General features: G+C 40.5%; 19 protein-coding genes and 2 other annotated features. Of the genes, 2 read left to right on the forward strand and 17 right to left on the reverse strand.

Annotation, left to right across the window (positions count from 1 at the left end):
- Window position 1: 1 nt before the first annotated feature.
- The 8 genes from B1R93_RS09615 to B1R93_RS09650 form a co-directional block, all read right to left on the reverse strand.
- On the reverse strand, window positions 2-415 hold the full coding sequence (locus tag B1R93_RS09615) for a DUF350 domain-containing protein (protein WP_088103763.1): 414 nt from the start codon (window positions 413-415) through the stop codon (window positions 2-4).
- A gap of 15 nt (window positions 416-430) precedes the next feature.
- Window positions 431-2,785, reverse strand: a complete 2,355-nt coding sequence (locus B1R93_RS09620) for an endonuclease MutS2 (RefSeq protein ID WP_088103764.1) — start codon at window positions 2,783-2,785, stop codon at window positions 431-433.
- A 32-nt stretch (window positions 2,786-2,817) separates the two neighbouring features.
- Complete coding sequence (gene polX, locus B1R93_RS09625) at window positions 2,818-4,539, reverse strand: DNA polymerase/3'-5' exonuclease PolX (RefSeq protein WP_133058632.1); 1,722 nt, start codon at window positions 4,537-4,539, stop codon at window positions 2,818-2,820.
- Between the two features lie 109 nt (window positions 4,540-4,648).
- Window positions 4,649-5,188 (reverse strand): CvpA family protein, encoded by a 540-nt coding sequence (locus tag B1R93_RS09630; RefSeq protein WP_088103766.1) that lies wholly within the window; start codon window positions 5,186-5,188, stop codon window positions 4,649-4,651.
- Between the two features lie 3 nt (window positions 5,189-5,191).
- Window positions 5,192-5,467, reverse strand: a complete 276-nt coding sequence (gene zapA, locus B1R93_RS09635) for a cell division protein ZapA (protein ID WP_245308254.1) — start codon at window positions 5,465-5,467, stop codon at window positions 5,192-5,194.
- Between the two features lie 200 nt (window positions 5,468-5,667).
- Window positions 5,668-8,094, reverse strand: a complete 2,427-nt coding sequence (pheT, locus tag B1R93_RS09640; RefSeq protein WP_088103767.1) for a phenylalanine--tRNA ligase subunit beta — start codon at window positions 8,092-8,094, stop codon at window positions 5,668-5,670.
- Window positions 8,095-8,107: 13 nt separating this feature from the next.
- Window positions 8,108-9,142, reverse strand: coding sequence for a phenylalanine--tRNA ligase subunit alpha (pheS, locus tag B1R93_RS09645; protein ID WP_088103768.1), 1,035 nt, complete (start codon window positions 9,140-9,142; stop codon window positions 8,108-8,110).
- Between the two features lie 60 nt (window positions 9,143-9,202).
- Window positions 9,203-9,428, reverse strand: a binding site (T-box leader).
- A gap of 54 nt (window positions 9,429-9,482) precedes the next feature.
- Window positions 9,483-10,238, reverse strand: a complete 756-nt coding sequence (locus B1R93_RS09650) for a TrmH family RNA methyltransferase (protein ID WP_088103769.1) — start codon at window positions 10,236-10,238, stop codon at window positions 9,483-9,485.
- Window positions 10,239-10,360: 122 nt separating this feature from the next.
- Here B1R93_RS09650 and sspI point away from each other — a divergent pair, with 122 nt between their 5' ends.
- Window positions 10,361-10,567, forward strand: coding sequence for a small acid-soluble spore protein SspI (gene sspI / locus B1R93_RS09655; RefSeq protein WP_088103770.1), 207 nt, complete (start codon window positions 10,361-10,363; stop codon window positions 10,565-10,567).
- Between the two features lie 205 nt (window positions 10,568-10,772).
- On the opposite strand, the gene B1R93_RS09660 is transcribed toward sspI, so the two are convergent.
- Window positions 10,773-11,858, reverse strand: coding sequence for a M42 family metallopeptidase (locus tag B1R93_RS09660; RefSeq protein ID WP_088103771.1), 1,086 nt, complete (start codon window positions 11,856-11,858; stop codon window positions 10,773-10,775).
- 67 nt (window positions 11,859-11,925) lie between these two features.
- Window positions 11,926-12,414 (reverse strand): dUTP diphosphatase, encoded by a 489-nt coding sequence (locus B1R93_RS09665; RefSeq protein WP_088103772.1) that lies wholly within the window; start codon window positions 12,412-12,414, stop codon window positions 11,926-11,928.
- A 122-nt stretch (window positions 12,415-12,536) separates the two neighbouring features.
- On the opposite strand from B1R93_RS09665, the gene B1R93_RS09670 reads away from it, so the two are divergent.
- On the forward strand, window positions 12,537-12,920 hold the full coding sequence (locus tag B1R93_RS09670) for a sigma-w pathway protein ysdB (RefSeq protein ID WP_088103773.1): 384 nt from the start codon (window positions 12,537-12,539) through the stop codon (window positions 12,918-12,920).
- Window positions 12,921-12,967: 47 nt separating this feature from the next.
- Here B1R93_RS09670 and B1R93_RS09675 read toward each other — a convergent pair whose 3' ends face one another.
- The 7 genes from B1R93_RS09675 to thrS form a co-directional block, all read right to left on the reverse strand.
- Window positions 12,968-13,567: a TVP38/TMEM64 family protein gene (locus tag B1R93_RS09675; protein ID WP_088103774.1), complete on the reverse strand. Its 600-nt coding sequence runs from the start codon at window positions 13,565-13,567 to the stop codon at window positions 12,968-12,970.
- A gap of 146 nt (window positions 13,568-13,713) precedes the next feature.
- Window positions 13,714-15,315 carry a S8 family serine peptidase gene (locus tag B1R93_RS09680; RefSeq protein ID WP_088103775.1) on the reverse strand — a complete coding sequence of 534 codons (1,602 nt, stop codon included), beginning with the start codon at window positions 15,313-15,315 and terminating at the stop codon, window positions 13,714-13,716.
- A 164-nt stretch (window positions 15,316-15,479) separates the two neighbouring features.
- Complete coding sequence (locus B1R93_RS09685) at window positions 15,480-15,752, reverse strand: DUF1294 domain-containing protein (protein ID WP_088103776.1); 273 nt, start codon at window positions 15,750-15,752, stop codon at window positions 15,480-15,482.
- Window positions 15,753-15,880: 128 nt separating this feature from the next.
- Window positions 15,881-16,240 carry a 50S ribosomal protein L20 gene (gene rplT, locus B1R93_RS09690; protein WP_088103777.1) on the reverse strand — a complete coding sequence of 120 codons (360 nt, stop codon included), beginning with the start codon at window positions 16,238-16,240 and terminating at the stop codon, window positions 15,881-15,883.
- Window positions 16,241-16,277: 37 nt separating this feature from the next.
- Window positions 16,278-16,478, reverse strand: coding sequence for a 50S ribosomal protein L35 (gene rpmI, locus B1R93_RS09695; protein ID WP_088103778.1), 201 nt, complete (start codon window positions 16,476-16,478; stop codon window positions 16,278-16,280).
- A 26-nt stretch (window positions 16,479-16,504) separates the two neighbouring features.
- Window positions 16,505-17,008, reverse strand: a complete 504-nt coding sequence (gene infC, locus B1R93_RS09700) for a translation initiation factor IF-3 (RefSeq protein WP_088103779.1) — start codon at window positions 17,006-17,008, stop codon at window positions 16,505-16,507.
- A 93-nt stretch (window positions 17,009-17,101) separates the two neighbouring features.
- Window positions 17,102-17,223: a sequence feature (ribosomal protein L20 leader region), on the reverse strand.
- A gap of 121 nt (window positions 17,224-17,344) precedes the next feature.
- Complete coding sequence (gene thrS / locus B1R93_RS09705; protein ID WP_088103780.1) at window positions 17,345-19,279, reverse strand: threonine--tRNA ligase; 1,935 nt, start codon at window positions 19,277-19,279, stop codon at window positions 17,345-17,347.
- Between the last annotated feature and the right edge of the window lie 299 nt (window positions 19,280-19,578).

Genomic DNA, 19,578 nt, shown 5'->3' on the forward strand with positions numbered 1-19,578 from the left:
ATTACATTGCAATGATGCTAGCGCCAATAACATAAGAAAGACCAATCGAAATGACCATCGAAATAAACCCAACAGCACGGTTATCCCTGGCAAGTTCTTCATCAACTTTGAACATCGGTGTTAGAAATTCAAACATAAAATAACTAAAAAGTAATAGTGTAAATCCGAAAACACCCCAGCCTAGCATCGTTAACAATGTATCTGAATGCTCAATCGAATGTCGGAAAATATTAGCAACTCCGAAAATTTTTCCTCCGGTCGCTAAAGCAACAGCTAGATTTCCTCGCTTAATTTCATGCCAATTTTTATACTTAGTCACCGTTTCGAATACGGCTAAAAATACAAGGAGAGCCAGAACAGACACACTGTAATAAGCGGCTGTTCGGACGATTTCTATTTCGAATAATGTTTCCATTTATTTGCTCCTTTGTTATTTAAGCTCGATGACAGTATTACCGAGGCCACCTTCGTTCATCGCTGCATCACGAGCTCCCTTTACATGAGGATGACGCTTCACAAGCTCTTTAACCCCTTTTCGCAAGGCACCAGTACCTTTACCATGAATAATTGACACTTGATGATATCCTGCAAGTAGTGCATCATCAATATATTTTTCAACACGCATCATCGCTTCCTCATATCGTTCCCCACGAAGATCAAGCTCAGGTTTCACATGGTCTCCACCACGAACAGTCGCTATCGGCCTTGTTTCTACCTGTTTTGGCTGGCCTATCAACTGTAAATCCTCGCGATTAACCTTCATTTTCATGATACCCATTTGAACTTGAAACTCTTGTTCATTAATCTGGTCAACAATAAAGCCTTTCTGGCCAAAGGTTAGTACCTTTACCTCATCACCTGGTTTAATCACTCGTTTTGCCTCAGCTTGCTTTTTTACCTTCTTCTGCTGAGGTGTTAGTTTTGGTGCAGCCTCTTCAAGATGCTTCTTTGCATCAATGATTTGATGCTCCTTAACTGAAAGACCTTCCTTCTGCATTTCGCGAAGCTCTTCAATAATAAACTCTGCTTCTTCCTTTGCCTTTGCAACGGCTTCTGCCGCTTTCTTTTCCGCTTCAGCAAGGATGCGCTCCTTCTCTTGCTCAACGGCTTCAAGCTGTGCTACTAAATCTTGATGAAGCTCCTCAGCCTCCGTACGAATACGCTCTGCTTCTTGCCACTCGGTTTCTGCAGATTTTTGACTTGTTTCCAAGGAGACAATCATATTCTCAATTTGGTTGGAGTCACTATCAATTTGTTGCTTCGCTTGCTCAATAATCTTTTCACTTAAGCCAAGTCGCCGTGAAATCGCAAAAGCGTTACTTCTTCCCGGTACACCGATTAAGAGACGGTAGGTTGGTCTTAATGTCTCGACATCAAACTCAACACTTGCATTCATTGCCCCTTCCCGATTATAGGCATACCCCTTTAACTCACTGTAATGAGTCGTTGCAACAACACTTGCCCCGCGGCGATACACATCATCAAGAATGGATATTGCTAGTGCTGCCCCTTCCGTCGGATCCGTCCCTGCCCCTAGTTCATCAAATAAAACGAGGCTCTGAAAATCAACTTGATCTAAAATGTCAACAATGTTTGTCATATGCGAAGAGAATGTACTTAAGCTCTGTTCGATTGACTGTTCATCTCCAATATCAGCAAACACCTTTTGATAGACAGCCATTTCCGATTCCTCTTCAGCCGGAACTTGCAAACCAGATTGAGCCATTAATGTTAAAAGCCCGATTGTTTTTAACGTAACCGTTTTCCCCCCGGTATTTGGCCCTGTAATAATGAGTGAACGGAATTCTTCACCAAGCTCGACATCAATTGGAACAACTTCTTCAGCATCAATTAAGGGATGCCTTGCCTTTTTCAGGAGAATTAAGCCTTTATCATTCAACTTTGGTTCTGTCGCTTTAATCTCCTTCGCATATCGGGCTTTAGCAAAGATAAAGTCAAGCGTCGCAAGTAAGTCAAGATTAGCGAGTAACTCATTAGCGACTGCACCGACTTGCTCTGATAGCTCACCTAAAATCCGTTCAATTTCACGCGCTTCCTTTACCTTTGCTTCACGAAGCTGATTGTTTAATGTCACAATAGCCTGAGGTTCAATAAATAACGTTGCCCCTGATGCTGATTGATCATGAATAATCCCACCAAACGCGCTTCGATATTCCTGTTTTACAGGTATAACAAAGCGATCATTTCGGATTGTGACGATGGCATCTGAGAGCATCTTTTGTGTATTAGAGGAACGAGTAATACTCTCAAGCTTAGACCGGACGCTTGATTCATAGCTCCGAACTTGATGGCGAATCGTTCTTAATTCTGAGCTTGCTGAATCAAGCACATGCCCATTATCATCGATACACTGCTTAATTGCTCGTTCAAGATCTGTTAAAGGCTCAATTTGCGTAACGTAATCATATAATATAGGAAGGGCAACCTCTTCCTCATCTACCATCACCGCAATAAATTTTTTTAGCTGCCGTCCGCCATATATCGTGCTAGCCACCTCAATTAACTCAGCAGCAGAAAGAGAGCCTCCTATTTTGGCCCGTTTCGCATGTGCCTTCACATCAAAAATTCCACCTAACGGAATATGCCCTTTTAAGCGTAGAACATTGGCTCCTTCCGCTGTCTCCAACTGCCACTTTTGGACTTCTGTGAAATCCGTTGATGGAACGAGTGCTTCAATTTTTTGACGCCCTAGAGAAGATGACACATGCCCTAGCAATTGCTGCTTCATCTTCTCGTATTCTAATACTCGTAGTACACGTTTCATTTACGTAACTCCTTTATTGAGGGTTTCCCGTTTCAGTTCTTATGACGGTCAAGAAATTGTCTAAATCGTTGAACCGACCATGTGTTTAACACGGTTTCTTTTTTAAGCATAGCTTTACGAGCCATCCCTGTCCCATAGCTCATATGATCAAGCATGTTTATATTATGCGCATCCGTGTTGATTGAAATGAGGACACCTTCCTCTTCTGCTTTTTTCAACCAACGTGCAGTAAGATCTAATCGGTGTGGGTTAGCATTCAATTCTAATGCCGTCTTTGTTTCTTTTGCAAGTTCAATCAGCTTTTCTACATCGACTTCATAACCTTCTCTTCTTCCGAGTAGACGTCCAGTTGGATGAGCGATTAAATCAACATGCGGATTCATTAATGCCGTTTTTAAACGTTCCATAATGACATCCTGCTTTTGTGAAAACGAAGAGTGTATCGATGCAATGACAAAATCAACTTCAGCTAATAATTCATCCTCATAATCCAATGTACCATCTGGTAATATATCCATCTCAATTCCCGTAAAAATCGTAAAGTCTTCATATTTTTTATTCAATTCACGAATTTTCGCATGTTGCTCTTTAAGACGCTCCTCCGTCAAGCCATTAGCAACCTTTAAATATTTTGAGTGGTCAGTAATCGCGACATAGTGATAGCCTTTTGAACGGGCAGCCTCGACCATTTCCTCGATTGAATAAGCTCCATCGCTCCACGTCGTATGCATATGGAGGTCTGATTGGATATGTTCTGTTTCTATATATTCGTTTACTTCTCGAAAACGTTCCAATTCTCCTTGATCTTCACGTGCTTCTGGTGGAATAAATGGTAGCTCAAAATGCGCAAAAAAGGCTTCTTCACTATCAAATGTCCTCACCTCACCTGTTTCAACATTTTCAACTCCATATTCGCTAATTTTTTCGCCTCGTGCCTTTGCAAGCTGGCGAAGTTTCACATTATGGTCTTTTGAGCCAGTAAAGTGATGAAGGGTTGTTGCAAATTCCTCTAGCTTCACTAAACGAAAATCTACAGAGATTGTCACATCCATTGATACATCAATAGATACTTTTGTTTCCCCATTTGCAATAACATTTGAGACGTGTGCAAGCTCAAGTAGTTGTTTTCTTACGGTATCAGGTTCAGTCGTAGCAATAATAAAGTCTAAATCTTTGACTGTCTCTCTTAACCTTCTTAAACTACCAGCTCGTGAAAATCTTTGAATTTCTTCTATTTTTTCAAGCTGCTTTTCTATTTTCTCAGCGATTGGTAACACAACCGGTAAGGGAAGTCTTTCAGGACGTTGGTTTGCTTCTTGGATTGCAATGAGCATTTTTTCCTCCGTTTTCTTTCCAAATCCAGCAAGGTCACGAACCTTTCCCTCTTCACACGCTGCTTTTAACGAAGTCAAATCAACTATTCCAAGCTCCTGATATAGCTTCCCTACTTTTTTACCACCAAGTCCCGGTAGCTTTAATAACGGCAAAAGACCATCTGGTAGCTCTTTTTTCAATTCTTCAAGCAAACGAGATGTCCCGCTCTCAACTAGTTCATTGATTACTTCTGCGGTCCCCTTTCCAATTCCTTTAAGCTTTGAAGGGTCATCTATTTCAGCTAGCGTTCGTTCATCTGACTCTAACGCTTGAGCCGCTTTTCGATAGGCTGATATTTTAAATGTGTTTTCACCTTTTATTTCTAAATAGATTGCAATCGTTTCGAGTACGTTGATTACTTCTTTTTTGTTCATGTCCATCGTTCCTTTCTATTACTATGATACCGATATTCACTATTGAAAATCAACGCTCGTCCCTTGGAATTCTACATAAAAAGGAAAGCCGAGACTCTTTTCCCGGCTTTCCTTTTTATATTTCATTTTTGGCCCAAATTTCTTGAAGCCATTCCGATAAAATTGGGGTATGATTGATCATTAATTGTGCAACGATTGATTTTTGTAATAATTCCTGAACAAGTTCTACTGGTAACAATGCTGCAACGTATATGAGTATCAAAATAATCAAATAGGCCTCTAAAAAGCAAAGAATTCCACCTAATAACCTGTTCACTGAACGAAGAATTGGCAGATGGGCAACAAAATCAAGCATTGCCCCAAAAATTTGTAAAATAATACGGGTACCTATAAATAGTAACGCAAACGCAATTCCTGAATAGTACACACTTTCACCATCAAGAACGTTTAAAATCATCCCTACTGGACTATCTGAGGATATTTGTGGATACGGAATCCATAGCCGTATAAACGATGCCAATTCTCCATAGTACTTATAGGCTACTATTAGCGAAACAATAAAGCCAACAAGATGGATTACTTGTAAAATAAAGCCACGTCTTCGTCCAACAAAAAAACTACAAAGTAATAAAAACAAAATGATAAAGCTAAGCATAGATTAGTCGTCTCCTGTCATTCGATCCCGTCCATTCGTGTCTTCTACTTTATTTTGTTCTTTTAGCATTTTCATATATTCATCAACGACATTAACTGCCGTTAACACAGCTAAGCGAGTTGTATCTAAATACGGGTTTCGTTTTTTTATTTCTCTCATTTTTTGATCTACATATTGAGCCACTTCTTTGACATGTTGAGGTGGCTCCGTCCCAACAACCGTATACTGTTGACCATAAATTGATACAGTTGTTCGTTTCTTTTGTTCCTTGTCTGCCACCAAAATGCCTCCAATCTCTGACAAAATCCTACGTTCTATCATAACATGAAGCAGCATCATTGGAAATATATTGTTGTAGAGACTCTACATTATTCATAGTTACGGGCTATCTCTTACTATTATGCTCGAAAAAATTATCGACATTAAAAACGAAAAAAGATGACAGATAAGATAAGAACCTCTCTGTCATCTCCGCTCCTTTATCCTCTTAGTTTAGCGCCAACTTTTCCCTGTAATTCAGACAATACCTTTTCATGTACAACAGATACGTCTTCATCAGTTAACGTACGTTCAGGGTCGAAGTATTGAAGTGAGAATGCCAATGATTTTTTGCCTTCATCCATATGTTCTCCTTGATACAAATCAAACAGTTTGACGCTCTTTAATAGCTTCCCACCTGATTTTACAATAACTGCTTCAACCTCACCAGCAGCACGGTCGGCATCTACAACGAGAGCAATATCACGAGAAATTGCAGGGAACCGCGGCAATGCCACATATCCTACCGTCTCGACTTCGTACGTAATTACCGCTTCTAAATCAAGCTGAAAAACATACGTTTCTTTTAAATCTTCAGCCTTCTGAGTCGCAGGATGCACTTGGCCAATAAAGCCAATTTCCTTCCCAGCTAATGTAATTGTAGCAGTACGTCCAGGGTGTAAACCTGATTTTCTATCTTGAATAAACGAAACATCAGCTTCGAGCCCTAGTTCAGCAAAAACACCTTCTAAAAGCCCTTTAACAACGAAGAAATCGACTGGCTTCTTTTCCCCTTGCCAAGTGTGTTCATGCCACATTCCTGTTAAAGCTCCAGCAACCATCTCACGCTCCGTTGGTTGCTTCGTTAATACTCCCTCTTCACTCGTAAAAATCGACCCCATCTCATATACATGGACATCATTGTTTTTACGATTGAGATTATACTTGAGGACATCAAATAAATGAGGAATTAAGCTTGTACGCATCGTGCTACGGTCTTCACTCATTGGCATTGACAAGCGGATTGGTGCTACGCCGGTATATTCTCCGGCAAAACCTTTTGCCTTTTCTGCACTTGTAAGTGAATACGTAATAACTTGTGAAAGTCCAGCCCCTTCTAAGAAGCGACGAATGCGGCGGCGTTTCGCCTGATACTCTGTTAATGCCCCTTGAGTTGTTGAGCCCTCTGGAAGTGTCGTTGCAATGTTATCATAGCCATATAGTCTCGCAACCTCTTCAATTAAGTCTTCTTCAATTCTTATATCCGGACGACGTGAAGGTGCAATCACAATGAAAGCTTCTCCGTCTTGCTTATAATCAAATTGAAGGCGTGAAAAGATACTTATAATATCATCTCCCGTTAAGCTCATACCAAGGCGCTCGTTTAAGCGTGAAAGTGAAATGTGAACGTCAGGCTCTTCAATAGCTAATGTATCATCCTCGACAACACCAGATACAATCGTTCCACCAGTTAACTCGGCAATTAATGATGCTGCTCTTTCAGCTGCAGCCTTAACTCGTTTCGGGTCAATTCCTTTTTCATAACGAGTACTTGAATCGCTACGTAAGCCTAAATCACGCGACGCCTTTCGAACAGTCGAGCTTTGGAAATAAGCCGCTTCCAGTAAAATCGTCGTCGTATCCTCCTGTACCTCAGATGTTGCGCCCCCCATGACACCAGCAATTGCCATCGGTTCAGTTCCATTTGTAATAACAAGATGATCCTTAGTTAATGTGCGTTCAACGTCATCTAAGGAAACCATTTTCTCACCATCGTTTGCACGACGGACTAACACTTCCTTTGAACCAAAACGGTCATAATCAAAAGCATGCAATGGTTGACCATATTCTAATAGAACATAGTTTGTTACATCTACAACGTTACTAATGGGACGAATCCCGGCTGCCATAAGACGATTTTGGAGCCATAGCGGAGAAGGACCTACTTTAACATCTTTAATTATCGTCGCCCCGTAATAGGGGTTATCATCCTTCGCTTCAACATGAACCGAGATATAATCAGATGCTTTCTCATCGTTTGTTGTGACACTCACTTTCGGAAGGGTAACCTCACGATTGTATAGAGCTCCCACTTCATAAGCAACACCAATCATGTTCAAACAATCTGCACGATTTGGGGTTAAATCAAGCTCTAATACTTCATCCGTTAAATTCAAGGCTTGAAGGGCATCACGTCCAACTTCAACCTCCTCTTGGAATACATAAATTCCTTCAGCAAAATCTTTATGAACGAGCTTACTTTCAATCCCGAGCTCCTGTAATGAACAAATCATTCCATTTGAGGCTTCCCCACGAAGCTTCGCTTTTTTAATTTTGAAATTACCTGGTAAGACCGCCCCTACTTTTGCAACGACGACTTTTTGACCTGCAGCAACATTCGGTGCGCCACAAATAATTTGTACAGGTTCTCCTTCACCAATATCAACCTTACATACATTTAATTTATCCGCATTTGGATGCTGGCTACATTCTAAAACATGACCAACAACAATCCCTGAAATCCCTTTGTTTAATTGATGAATGATATCTATTTCAATCCCACCACGCGTCATCTTTTCAGCAATATCAGCCGCGCTCAAATCATCTACTTTCACATAATCCTGGAGCCAATTATAAGATACTAGCATGTCTGTCTCCTCCTTACACCCGTTTAAATTGTGCTAAGAAACGCACATCATTCGTATAAAAATGACGAATGTCATCAATGTCATATTTCAGCATCGCTAACCGTTCAACACCCATTCCAAAGGCGAAACCACTATATACTTTTGGATCGAAACCACTCATTTCAAGAACACGTGGGTGGACCATTCCTGCACCTAATACTTCAATCCAGCCAGTTTGTTTACAAATACGGCAGCCTTTCCCTCCACAAATTCCACATGATACATCGACTTCAACTGAAGGCTCTGTAAACGGGAAAAAGCTTGGACGTAAGCGAATTTGACGATCTTCTCCGAAAAAGCGCTTCGCAAATGTTTCAAGCACTCCTTTTAAGTCACTCATCCGAACATGGTGATCAACAAGCAACCCTTCTATTTGCATGAACTGATGAGAATGGGTCGCATCATCATCATCACGACGAAATACTTTACCAGGGCAAATAATCTTAACCGGCCCTTGACCTTTGTATTTCTCCATCGTTCTTGCTTGAACTGGAGATGTTTGCGTACGAAGCAATAATTCCTCCGTAAAATAAAACGTATCCTGCATATCACGAGCAGGATGATCCTTCGGAAGATTTAAAGCTTCAAAGTTGTAATAATCTGTTTCTACCTCAGGTCCCTCTTCTACCGTAAAACCAAGGCCAAGGAAAATATCCTCTACTTCCTCAATTACAGCTGTTAATGGATGACGTGAACCGCGACTAACAGGACGACCAGGCAACGTTACATCAATACTTTCAGTCGCCAACTGTTTTTCAACTGCTGCTTCTTCCAGCTTTGTTTCTTTTGCTTCAATTTCAACCTTAATCGCATCACGAACATCATTAGCCATCTGACCGATTATAGGCCGCTCTTCAGCAGAAAGCTTCCCCATTCCACGGAGTACCTCTGTAATTGGCCCTTTTTTTCCTAAATATGCGACGCGAACTTCCTGTAATGCTTTTACATCTTCCGCTGTAGCAACCTTCGCTAACGCTTCATCACGCAGCTCCTCTAAACGCTCACGCATTGTTCATTCCTCCTTTTACTAACTTCTTCCTTGTTTAAAACGCAAAAAAGCCACCGTCACCAAAGGGACGATGGCTCGTGGTACCACCCTTATTTCATAGTAATAACTACTACATACTTCATTGTCATAACGGCTCAGCGCCGGAAACATCTTCACAAGCTTCCTTGCGGTCCGATGTCAGCTCCAGAGTGAATTCAACCATTCCTGCCATAGAAATGCTTTCAGTCACGGCATCTCCTCCCTATATGGTGGGGTAAGGCTTACTACTCTCGTTCACAGCTTTTTGCTTATACATTTGTGCTTCTATATTATAGTGAATCTTGTCATTTGTTGCAAGTCCTTATCCACGTAAATAATAGAGAAGAATTCCTGTTGCGACCCCTACATTTAATGATTCTGCCTTTCCATATATCGGAACATAAATATTTTGATCCGTAATAGCTAATAAATCTGGAGCGACTCCCTCCCCTTCGTTACCGACGATTAACGCGTAATCCGGCTGAGGCTCGATCGCTGTATAGGAACTGGCATCTTGTAATGCTGTCCCGAAAACAGGAATCCCTACACCCTTAAACCGCTCTATCCACTCTAGTACATCCCCACGAATAACTGGCAAATGAAACATCGACCCTTGTGAGGCACGAATCACTTTACTATTAAAAACATCAACCGTTCCTTCGCCGAGAATCACCCCAGTAACTCCAGCAGCATCTGCCGTGCGAATCATCGTTCCAAGGTTTCCCGGATCCTGTACACGATCAAGGATTAAAAACTGGCCTTTTAGCTCCGTAAACAATGGCTCTTGCGGTAACACACAAATAGCAGCTATCCCTTGTGGTGTTTCCGTTTCAGACAGCTCCTTCATGACTTGGTCGCTAACAATAATGTAATCACGTTCACTTGCCTTCCAGCTCGCCGGAATAGTAGCCGTTTCGGTATGCAGCACCCACTCGACTTCAATGACTGATTTTAAAGCTTCTTCAACTAGATGATAGCCCTCAATAAGAAAACGTCCAGCCTTTTCTCGTCCCTTTCTAGTATGGAGCTTTTTCCAATGCTTGACTTGCTCGTTTTTAACAGAATCAATACGTTTCATGACAAACCCCTTTATCCTTTTCAATTCTATTTACCATCATACCCATTTTTTTTCTCATAATCCAGCCAATGATGCGACATACTAACAGTAGCAACGATACTTTAACTAAAGGAGTGTTCATTATGGGATTTAATTTACGCGGTGCAATCATGTCAAACATTCAAGGAAGTAGTCAAGAAGATGTTGAAGCAACAATCGTTGATGCTTTGCAAAGTGGTGAAGAAAAAATGCTTCCAGGCTTAGGTGTTTTATTTGAAGTGTATTGGAAGAATGCTGATGACCAGCAAAAGGAACAGCTTTGCCAGCAGATTAGTCAAGGATTGCAATAATGATGGTAGTAAGGAGTCGGCATTAGAGTCTAAAAATAGATGGCACTGACTCCGTTCGCTCATTGTTTCGAGGATGTCGCAAAAGGATAAACAAACCTTTTGGACATCCTCTTTTCATTTTTAGCAGCTACTCCACTTGATTAGCATTCAATATGGTCAGAACGAAAAAAAACTTGGTGAAGGCCTTTCACCAAGTTTGTAATCTTTAATCGAAAATAATCTTATCAACTGTTTCTCTATCTAGCTTCTTAACCACTTCAACAATCAGCTTCACAGCATTCTCATAATCATCACGGTGTAATATAGCTGCATGAGAATGAATATACCGTGTTGCAATGGTAATGGATAATGCAGGTACACCATTTGCAGTTAAGTGAATGGCACCAGAGTCCGTTCCTCCGCCAGCCATCGTTTCAAACTGATACGGAATGTTATGAGCATCGGCTGTATTTGTTACAAAGTCTCGAAGCCCCTTATGCGAAACCATAGACGCATCATATAACACAATTTGAGGACCTTCACCTATTTTTGCCTGGGCTTCCTTTTCAGTCACACCAGGCGTATCTCCTGCAATCCCAACATCTACAGCAAAGCCGATATCTGGTTGGATTAAATGAGTTGATGTTCTGGCACCACGCAAACCTACTTCCTCTTGAACCGTACCAACCCCATAGACAACATTCGGATGGTCAACTCCTTTAAGTTCGCGTAACACATCAATCGCAATCGCACAACCAATGCGATTATCCCACGCTTTGGCCATTAAGTATTTTTCATTTTTCATTACCGTAAATTCGCAAACAGGAACGACAGAGTCTCCTGGTCTAACGCCAAATTCCATTGCTTCTTCCTTGCTCGATACACCGATATCAATAAACATATCCTTTTTATCTACAGGTTTCTTTCGTACCTCGGGTGATAAAATATGAGGTGGCTTTGACCCAATAACGCCAGGGATGTTTCCATTTTTCGTCATGACAGATACCCGTTGTGCAAGCATTACCTGCTCCCACCAGCCACCAACCGTTTGAAAACGGAGAAAGCCTTTATCATCAATGCTAGTGACCATGAATCCAATCTCATCAAGGTGACCAGCAATCATAATCTTCGGGCCATCCTCTTTTCCAACTTTTTTTGCTACTAGGCTTCCGAGCTTATCTGTCGTTACCTCGTCGGCAAAAGGAGAAATATAGTTTGTCATCACGTCACGTACTTCACGTTCATTTCCGGGAATACCATTTGCATCAGTTAAACTTTTAAGCATTTGCAACTTCTCATCAAGCTTTGTCATTATGTATAGCCTCCCTCAATTGACAATCTCTCCCTATTATAACGAACCATTTATTGTTACTCAAATTTTAATAGCCCTCATCCTGACGCTTATGGTTTACTTGATTTTTTTCATAATACCCTCGCTCTATTTCTTCTTCAGATAACTCAAGCATCTGTCCGAGCATGAGGAAATCCTGAAATAATTGTATGTAGCTTGTTTCAGAACGTTCTTGATGTAGCTGGTGGGTCCGTTCCATTACTCGTGTAAATTGCTTCGTTAATGTTTCTTCTTGTTCAATGGTCCGACCTGGTTCAAAATTCATGAAATCAAGAGCAATACCCATCGTTAATATAAAATGTAGTCCATCAACATACTCTTCAAGGATGACCTCCTTTTCAGAGGAAGGCTTTTTACTCCAATATTTAAAGCACCGAGTTTCATTCGCTAATTCCCCAAGCTCAACTAAAAAAGCAAGAAGCTGTTCCGAAAATAAGTCTTTACTCTCTAATTGATGTTCGTGAATAATTCGTTTGTTTAATGTATGCTGTGTAGTAAATAGTGCAGCAATATTCATGTCCCTCTCCTCCATTCTAATCCATTATATCAGAATTTTTTTGCAACCAAATGACGTTGTCTTTCGTATAGACTATAATAAAAGAACACAGCTCTGATGTATCTTGAAAGGGGAATCGACAAATGGTCATCCTATTTCGTCTTTTGATTTTACTTGCACTCGCGATTCTTGTATATAGCGCTATTAAATATTTGTTTCATCCACGTCGTAAACTTGAACAAGCACATGAGCGCAAGCAATTTTTCTTTTTAGATGATGAGAAAAACGTACGTAAAAACTTTCTAATCACCTATAAAGGCGTCATGTTTGAAGGAGAAAAATATTTAGGAACAACTGAACACTCATTTGATATCGTATCCATTTATGTTTGGGCTAGAAGAACGGACCGATTAAAAGGATTAAACCGAGAAGATTTTACATTCATTGAAGAGGATATTCGTACGAGGTATCCCCAAGCGAACATTGAATGGAAAAGTCCAATTAAAGAATTTTTACGGTCAGAATAAATTCGGAAATACAAGCCATTGTCCGACTTAATAGGAAAGCCATCGCCCTACATTTTTTTGAGTGATGGCTTTTTTGTGTTCTTCGTTCCAAAGAAATCATTCCAGCTAATTTTTGATTCACGCTTTCGAAACAAAATAAATAATATCGTGAGAAAACTAGCAAAAATAACAGTTCCAGCTAAAGGAAGCTCATGAATCATATCACCAAAGGCTGTATAAGCAATGGCTGGCGGGATGCTAACAAGGACTGATTTTTTTATATAATCCTTTATCCCCTTTGAGGTTTCAATCAAATATAACGATACAAGATGAAAATGTATAAACGGCATTAAACGCATGATCATCATCTGTGCAAGCGTAAGGTCATGCTTTTCTTTTAAAAAACGCGTTTTTAATTGCGATATCTTATTTCGAAAACTAGCAAACATATGAATCATTCCATAAAAAACAAGACTTACTGCCGTTAACCCTAAAATTGAATATATCGATCCGTATAGCGTACCAAATAGGTACCCTCCAATTAAACATATAACCAGTACAGGTATAAACAACACTTGCCTAAAAACATGTAGAATAATAAAAAAAAGAGGCCCAAGCCAACCAGCTTCCTCAATTATTCGAAGTGAACGTTCCAAAAGCTCCTCCATGTGTAGCCCTCCTTTTTTTATCCTATGAAAAACTCTGCACAAAGATGATGGCTTATACAAGTTAGTTGAAACTAAAAGCCCATTGTTGAGTATAATCCCCACTATGAGTTCAGTCTCATCGTGGGGTGATGTCACGTTTTATTAGTTTATGCTCCGCCGCTAATATCTAAATAATAAGCTCCACTTCCACGATAGCTGTAGACTTCAATTGTATAGTTTCCTGTTACTCTTGGGACAAATGAAACCTGTTCCTGTCGTCGAGTCGAATTTGAATAGCCTACTAATCTCCCATTTGGGTTATAAACATAAAGATCGAAGTCACTATTTTCGTTATCTAGTAACATCGTTAGAGAAATCGGATATGCTAGCGACTGAACTTGATATTGCCATAGTTGTTGGTCTCGTGATGACTGGAGATATGCGATTTGACGAATATGACGCGGCGTTGTAGGCACGTCGCCTCTCATATTGCCCGCTTGTGTTATTGCCCGGTAGCCACGGAGTCTTCCTGCACCATAATCATGATCTTTTTCAGTTGGTCCCCATTCTTCAGCCGTGTTTACTAAAATCGATTTAATTTCTTCTGGTGTTAGTACAGGATTGGCTTCAATCATTAACGCTACTGTTCCCGCCACAAATGGACATGCCATACTCGTTCCGCTAAAGGTTACATATTCGTTTGTTGTATTAGCGGCAGCAGCAGTAATTTGATAACCTGGCGCTACTATATCTGGCTTTATCCGGCCATCTGCTGTTGGGCCTCTGGAGGAAAACTCTGTGAGAAAATACCCCATCTCACCGACGTCGGACATGGCGCCAACAGTAATCGCTTTTTCTGCTGCACCAGGAGTACCAATTGTATAGCGGGTTGGGCCTGAATTCCCTGCTGCAACAACAACAGCTATTTGTCGATCAACTGCAGCGTTTACGACTTGAGATAATGCATCTGTACCATCTGAAGTGCCACTTAATCCGAGACTTAGTGTTGCTACTTTTATATTAAAACGGTCCTTATTTTCGATCATCCACTCAACTCCTCGGATGATTTGAACCATTGAACCTGACCCATTGGCATTTAATACTTTTATTCCGACAATCGATGCTTCAGGAGCGACTCCTTGATAACGTTGATTTCCATCACCAGTTCCAGCTGCTATACTTGCTACATGAGTTCCATGTCCTTGATCATCATAAGGATTTGCTCTTCCATTGACAAAGTCTCGCCATCCGATGACTTTATGATTATTTAGATCAACATGGTTGTGATCTACTCCTGTATCTAATACAGCAATTGTCACTCCAGCCCCAGTCAAATTAAAATCATCTCGAGCTTTTTGTGTGCCATACCAACGGTTGGCTGTATCTAAATGCATTTCAACATCTACATTTTGTTCGATTAGCGTTACATCTTTATGCTTACTTAATTTATTAATTTGATCGACGGTCAACTCTGCTGAAAAGGCGTTAATATAATTAAACGTGTGTTTTGGATGAAAAGAGTGACCTAAAATAGCCGAACCCTTTTTTAAATCCTTCTTTAATTCAGCTGTTGTTTGGATAATCACTTCAACACGATCAGTTGCTTTGCATTGACCCATTGTCTTAGCTAATGTTGCGGCAATTTTACTACTAGAACCGATTGTTATGCTTGGTTGTTCATTACGATTATTTTTCTTCTCTTTCTCCTGTTTCAGCTGCTCCGCTGCCGCTGTATTCATCTTCTGATCGTTGATTCGTCTTAAAGACATGATCAATCCCTCCTTATTTCACGTACATTGCCATGCTATGTCTTACTGCTAGAATGGTTTGTACGACAGTCCAAAAATCTCTGATTTTTAGCGAATCACTTAAGACTACTAAAGGAAGGACTTTTTTACAGATAGAACATTCTCATAGCTAAAAAGAAAAGGGCTTAGATAACGAATTGAACTAGGAAATAAATGATAATTGCAACTTGCAAAAGGATCATAACCGGTAAGCCTAGCGAGAAACTTCGATGCTTCGTTTTATGCCGAAACAGGTTCATTCCTAAATATACACCGCCACTACCTCCTATTAAAGCTATAAGAAATAACGTACGCTCTCGTACTCTTCGCTTCTTTTTTATCGCCTGACGTTTATCATAGCTCATAAGCACCAGACCACAAATCGAAACAAACATTATGTATATAATCAAGACCCCCATATTTACCTTCCTCTCCCAAAAAAACATCTTAGCATACGATGGTGCCAAGCTCATTTTAATCTTCTTGACGGAGCTTACATCACTTTTCATACAAAAAAAGCGTGGAAGATTATCCACGCTTTTAGTTCTTATGCATTTAAGCTTGCTTTTGCTTTTGAAGCAAGTTCAGCAAACGCTTTTTCATCGTTAATCGCAAGGTCAGCAAGAATCTTACGGTTAACATTGATGTCAGCACGCTTTAAACCATGCATTAAACGGCTGTAAGAAAGACCGTTCATGCGAGCTGCAGCGTTAATACGTGTAATCCATAGCTTACGGAAGTCACGCTTTTTGTTGCGACGATCGCGGTAAGCATATAGTAAGGACTTCATTACCTGCCCTTGTGCTGATTTAAATAATGTATGTTTAGAACCATAATAACCTTTTGCTAATTTTAAAACCTTTTTACGACGACGACGAGCGACATAACCGCCTTTTACTCTTGGCATCGAAGAACCCTCCTTCTTTCTATCCGAAACGAATCAATTATTTTTTGTACGTTAACATTTGACGAATACGTTTGAAGTCTCCAGAATGTACCATTCCAGCCTTACGTAATTTACGCTTTTGCTTTTTTGACTTGTTTGCAAACAAGTGACTTGTAAATGCGTGTGAACGCTTGAGTTTTCCAGATCCAGTCTTCTTGAAACGCTTTGCAGCGCCTCTATGAGTTTTCATTTTAGGCATTCCTTAGGTCCTCCTTTAATCTTCTCTTACTTCTCAGCTTTAGGTGCTAAGATAAGGAACATGCTACGACCTTCCATCTTAGGCATCGCTTCAATTGTTGCAATATCTTCACATTCTTTTGCAAGACGCTCTAATACTTTTCTTCCAATTTGAGAGTGAGTAATCGCACGGCCTCTAAAACGAATCGCAGCTTTTACTTTATCTCCCTTTTCAAGAAACTTACGAGCATTGCGAAGCTTCGTATTGAAGTCATTGTCTTCAATTGTTGGGCTCAAACGAACCTCTTTTACACTGATGATCTTTTGTTTCTTACGAGCTTCTTTGTCTTTCTTTTGTTGTTCATAACGGAATTTACCGTAATCCATAATGCGGCACACAGGTGGTTTCGCATTTGGTGCAACACAGACTAAATCGAGATTCACATTTTGCGCCATTTCTAACGCTTCTTGTTTCGATTTCACTCCGATTTGATCACCATTTGCTCCGATTAAACGTACTTCACGGGCACGAATCCCTTCATTGACCAACATATTGTCTTTACTAATAATGAGCCACCTCCAAAGGATTTTAACGGATCAAAGCAATTTGCCGCAGTTGCTAATTGTTAAGCAACCTTTCATTTCATAAAAAAAGAAGTGTGGGCATAATACGCCCACACTTCGGTTATTCGTCAAAATGAATTCCATGACCTGTCAACAGCCTCTTGCGTCAATCAGGTGAGAAGCGGGCGCTTCTGCTTGCTTTGTGTCCTATTCAATTACTAGGTAACTATATCATACTCTTTTGAAAGGTGTCAACTTAATTAATGGCGACTAGGTTATTTTAGCGAATTATCTCGAGAAATGCAATGGTTAATTTTCGTAAACTTATTTCTTCACTTCTGTTGCTAATTGCTCAACAAAGCTTGCTACTGATAGTGAATGCGAATCTTGCTCCCCGTATTTGCGAACATTGACAGCTTCAGCTTCCATTTCCTTATCACCGAGAACAAGCATATAAGGAATTTTTTGCATTTGTGCTTCACGAATTTTATAACCAATTTTTTCATCCCGTTCATCAATTTCCACACGGACACCGATCGCCTGCAGCTGTTCTTGTACTTTTTTTGCATAATCTAAATGTACATCCGGAGATACAGGAATAATTTGTGTTTGAATAGGGGCTAACCATGTAGGGAATGCCCCTTTATATTCCTCAAGTAAGAAAGCAACAAAGCGTTCCATCGTGGAAACGACACCACGGTGAACAACGACAGGGCGATGCTGCTGACCATCTTCACCGATATACGTCAAATCGAAGCGCTCAGGTAATAAGAAGTCTAGCTGAACAGTTGAAAGCGTCTCATCTTTTCCAAGGGCAGTCTTTACTTGAACATCAAGCTTCGGACCGTAGAAAGCCGCTTCTCCTTCTGCCTCATAATAATCGACATCTCCTAGCTCATTCATTGCATCTTTTAACATGCCTTGTGCCTTCTCCCACATCGCATCATCATCAAAATACTTTTCCTTGTCTTCAGGGTCACGATAAGAAAGACGGAACTTATAATTTTCAAGACCGAAATCTTTATACACTTCACGGATTAAGTGGACGACGCGAAGGAACTCTTCCTTGATTTGGTCAGGACGACAGAAAATATGAGCATCATTTAGCGTCATCCCGCGAACACGTTGCAGGCCTGACACTGCTCCGGACATTTCATAACGGTGCATCATTCCAAGCTCAGCAATTCGAAGTGGCAATTGACGATAGCTTCTCATCTCTTGCTTATACACCATCATATGATGCGGACAGTTCATCGGGCGTAACACAAATTCTTCATTGTCACGCTCCATTACCGGAAACATATCATCTTGGTAATGGTCCCAGTGACCTGATGTTTTATAAAGCTCTGAACTTCCTAAAATTGGCGTGTATACATGTTGATAGCCTAGTCTTTCTTCTTTATCAACGATATAACGCTCGATAATTCGACGAACAGTCGCTCCCTTTGGTAACCAAAGCGGCAAACCTTGTCCTACTTTTTGTGAAAGCGCAAAAATACCAAGCTCTTTTCCTAATTTACGATGATCACGCTCTTTTGCCTCTTCTAATAAACGAAGATGCTCCTCTAAGTCCGCCTTCTTGAAAAAGGCTGTTCCATAAATACGTTGAAGCATTTTATTCTTGCTATCGCCACGCCAGTACGCACCCGCTAGGCTTAAAAGCTTAAATTCTTTAATCTTATTCGTTGAAGGAACGTGAACACCTCGGCATAAATCAAAAAACTCCCCTTGCTCATAAATTGTTAATGTCTCTTCCTCAGGAATCGCCTCGATTAGCTCAAGTTTATACTCATCACCAATTTCTTCATAGCGCTTTATTGCCTCGTCTCTTAAAAGCTCAACACGGACAACCTCAAGATTTTCAGCGATGATTTTTTTCATTTCTTTTTCAATTTTCGGTAAATCCTCTGCTGTAATCGACTCTTCTGAATCAATATCATAGTAAAATCCACCTTCAATAACCGGCCCTACCCCAAGCTTTACATTTTTAAATAAACGTTTAATTGCCTGTGCCATGAGATGCGCCGTACTATGACGAATAATCTCTAATGCTTCCTCTGAATCCTGTGTAACGATTGCAATTTCACCATCTTCATTAATTGGGGTACGAAGATCGAGCAGCGTACCATTTAATTTGCCTGCTAAAGCTTTCTTCTTTAATCCTGGACTAATCGATGCGGCAATATCTTCCGTTGTCGTCCCTTTTGGAAACTCCTTAATCGCACCATCTGGGAACGTAATCTTAACTTGTTCACTCATGCCTTTCACTCCTTTTTATAGTCGTTTAAACAACAAAAAACACCCATCCCTCCAAAAAGAAGGGACGAGTGTGTTAGTCGTGGTTCCACCCTTGTTTACAGCAAAAAACAAGCATTTGCTGTGCTCATCATACAGATAACGGTTGCGCACCGGCTTCAGATAATCCACATATCAGTGTTTCCCTGTTGCAGTTCAGAGGTGGTAAGATCGTTTTCTCGGTTAAGGAGCTCACAGCACTTACTCCTCTCTCTGAAAAACCATTCCAACGTCTCATGTCCTCATCATCACTTTTTATGACT

The organism is Halalkalibacter urbisdiaboli (assembly GCF_002156385.1).
In the GTDB taxonomy this organism is placed as follows: Bacteria; Bacillota; Bacilli; order Bacillales; family Bacillaceae_D; genus Halalkalibacter_A; species Halalkalibacter_A urbisdiaboli.

Excerpts from the sequence above, each read along its gene's own strand:
- B1R93_RS09615 (WP_088103763.1), bottom strand. The coding sequence starts at position 415 with ATGGAAACATTATTCGAAATAGAAATCGTCCGAACAGCCGCTTATTAC.
- B1R93_RS09620 (WP_088103764.1), bottom strand. The coding sequence starts at position 2,785 with ATGAAACGTGTACTACGAGTATTAGAATACGAGAAGATGAAGCAGCAA.
- polX (WP_133058632.1), bottom strand. The coding sequence starts at position 4,539 with ATGGACATGAACAAAAAAGAAGTAATCAACGTACTCGAAACGATTGCA.
- B1R93_RS09630 (WP_088103766.1), bottom strand. The coding sequence starts at position 5,188 with ATGCTTAGCTTTATCATTTTGTTTTTATTACTTTGTAGTTTTTTTGTT.
- pheT (WP_088103767.1), bottom strand. The coding sequence starts at position 8,094 with ATGCTAGTATCTTATAATTGGCTCCAGGATTATGTGAAAGTAGATGAT.
- pheS (WP_088103768.1), bottom strand. The coding sequence starts at position 9,142 with ATGCGTGAGCGTTTAGAGGAGCTGCGTGATGAAGCGTTAGCGAAGGTT.
- B1R93_RS09650 (WP_088103769.1), bottom strand. The coding sequence starts at position 10,238 with ATGAAACGTATTGATTCTGTTAAAAACGAGCAAGTCAAGCATTGGAAA.
- sspI (WP_088103770.1), top strand. The coding sequence starts at position 10,361 with ATGGGATTTAATTTACGCGGTGCAATCATGTCAAACATTCAAGGAAGT.
- B1R93_RS09660 (WP_088103771.1), bottom strand. The coding sequence starts at position 11,858 with ATGACAAAGCTTGATGAGAAGTTGCAAATGCTTAAAAGTTTAACTGAT.
- B1R93_RS09665 (WP_088103772.1), bottom strand. The coding sequence starts at position 12,414 with ATGAATATTGCTGCACTATTTACTACACAGCATACATTAAACAAACGA.
- B1R93_RS09670 (WP_088103773.1), top strand. The coding sequence starts at position 12,537 with ATGGTCATCCTATTTCGTCTTTTGATTTTACTTGCACTCGCGATTCTT.
- B1R93_RS09675 (WP_088103774.1), bottom strand. The coding sequence starts at position 13,567 with ATGGAGGAGCTTTTGGAACGTTCACTTCGAATAATTGAGGAAGCTGGT.
- B1R93_RS09680 (WP_088103775.1), bottom strand. The coding sequence starts at position 15,315 with ATGTCTTTAAGACGAATCAACGATCAGAAGATGAATACAGCGGCAGCG.
- B1R93_RS09685 (WP_088103776.1), bottom strand. The coding sequence starts at position 15,752 with ATGGGGGTCTTGATTATATACATAATGTTTGTTTCGATTTGTGGTCTG.
- rplT (WP_088103777.1), bottom strand. The coding sequence starts at position 16,240 with ATGCCAAGAGTAAAAGGCGGTTATGTCGCTCGTCGTCGTCGTAAAAAG.
- rpmI (WP_088103778.1), bottom strand. The coding sequence starts at position 16,478 with ATGCCTAAAATGAAAACTCATAGAGGCGCTGCAAAGCGTTTCAAGAAG.
- infC (WP_088103779.1), bottom strand. The coding sequence starts at position 17,008 with ATGTTGGTCAATGAAGGGATTCGTGCCCGTGAAGTACGTTTAATCGGA.
- thrS (WP_088103780.1), bottom strand. The coding sequence starts at position 19,279 with ATGAGTGAACAAGTTAAGATTACGTTCCCAGATGGTGCGATTAAGGAG.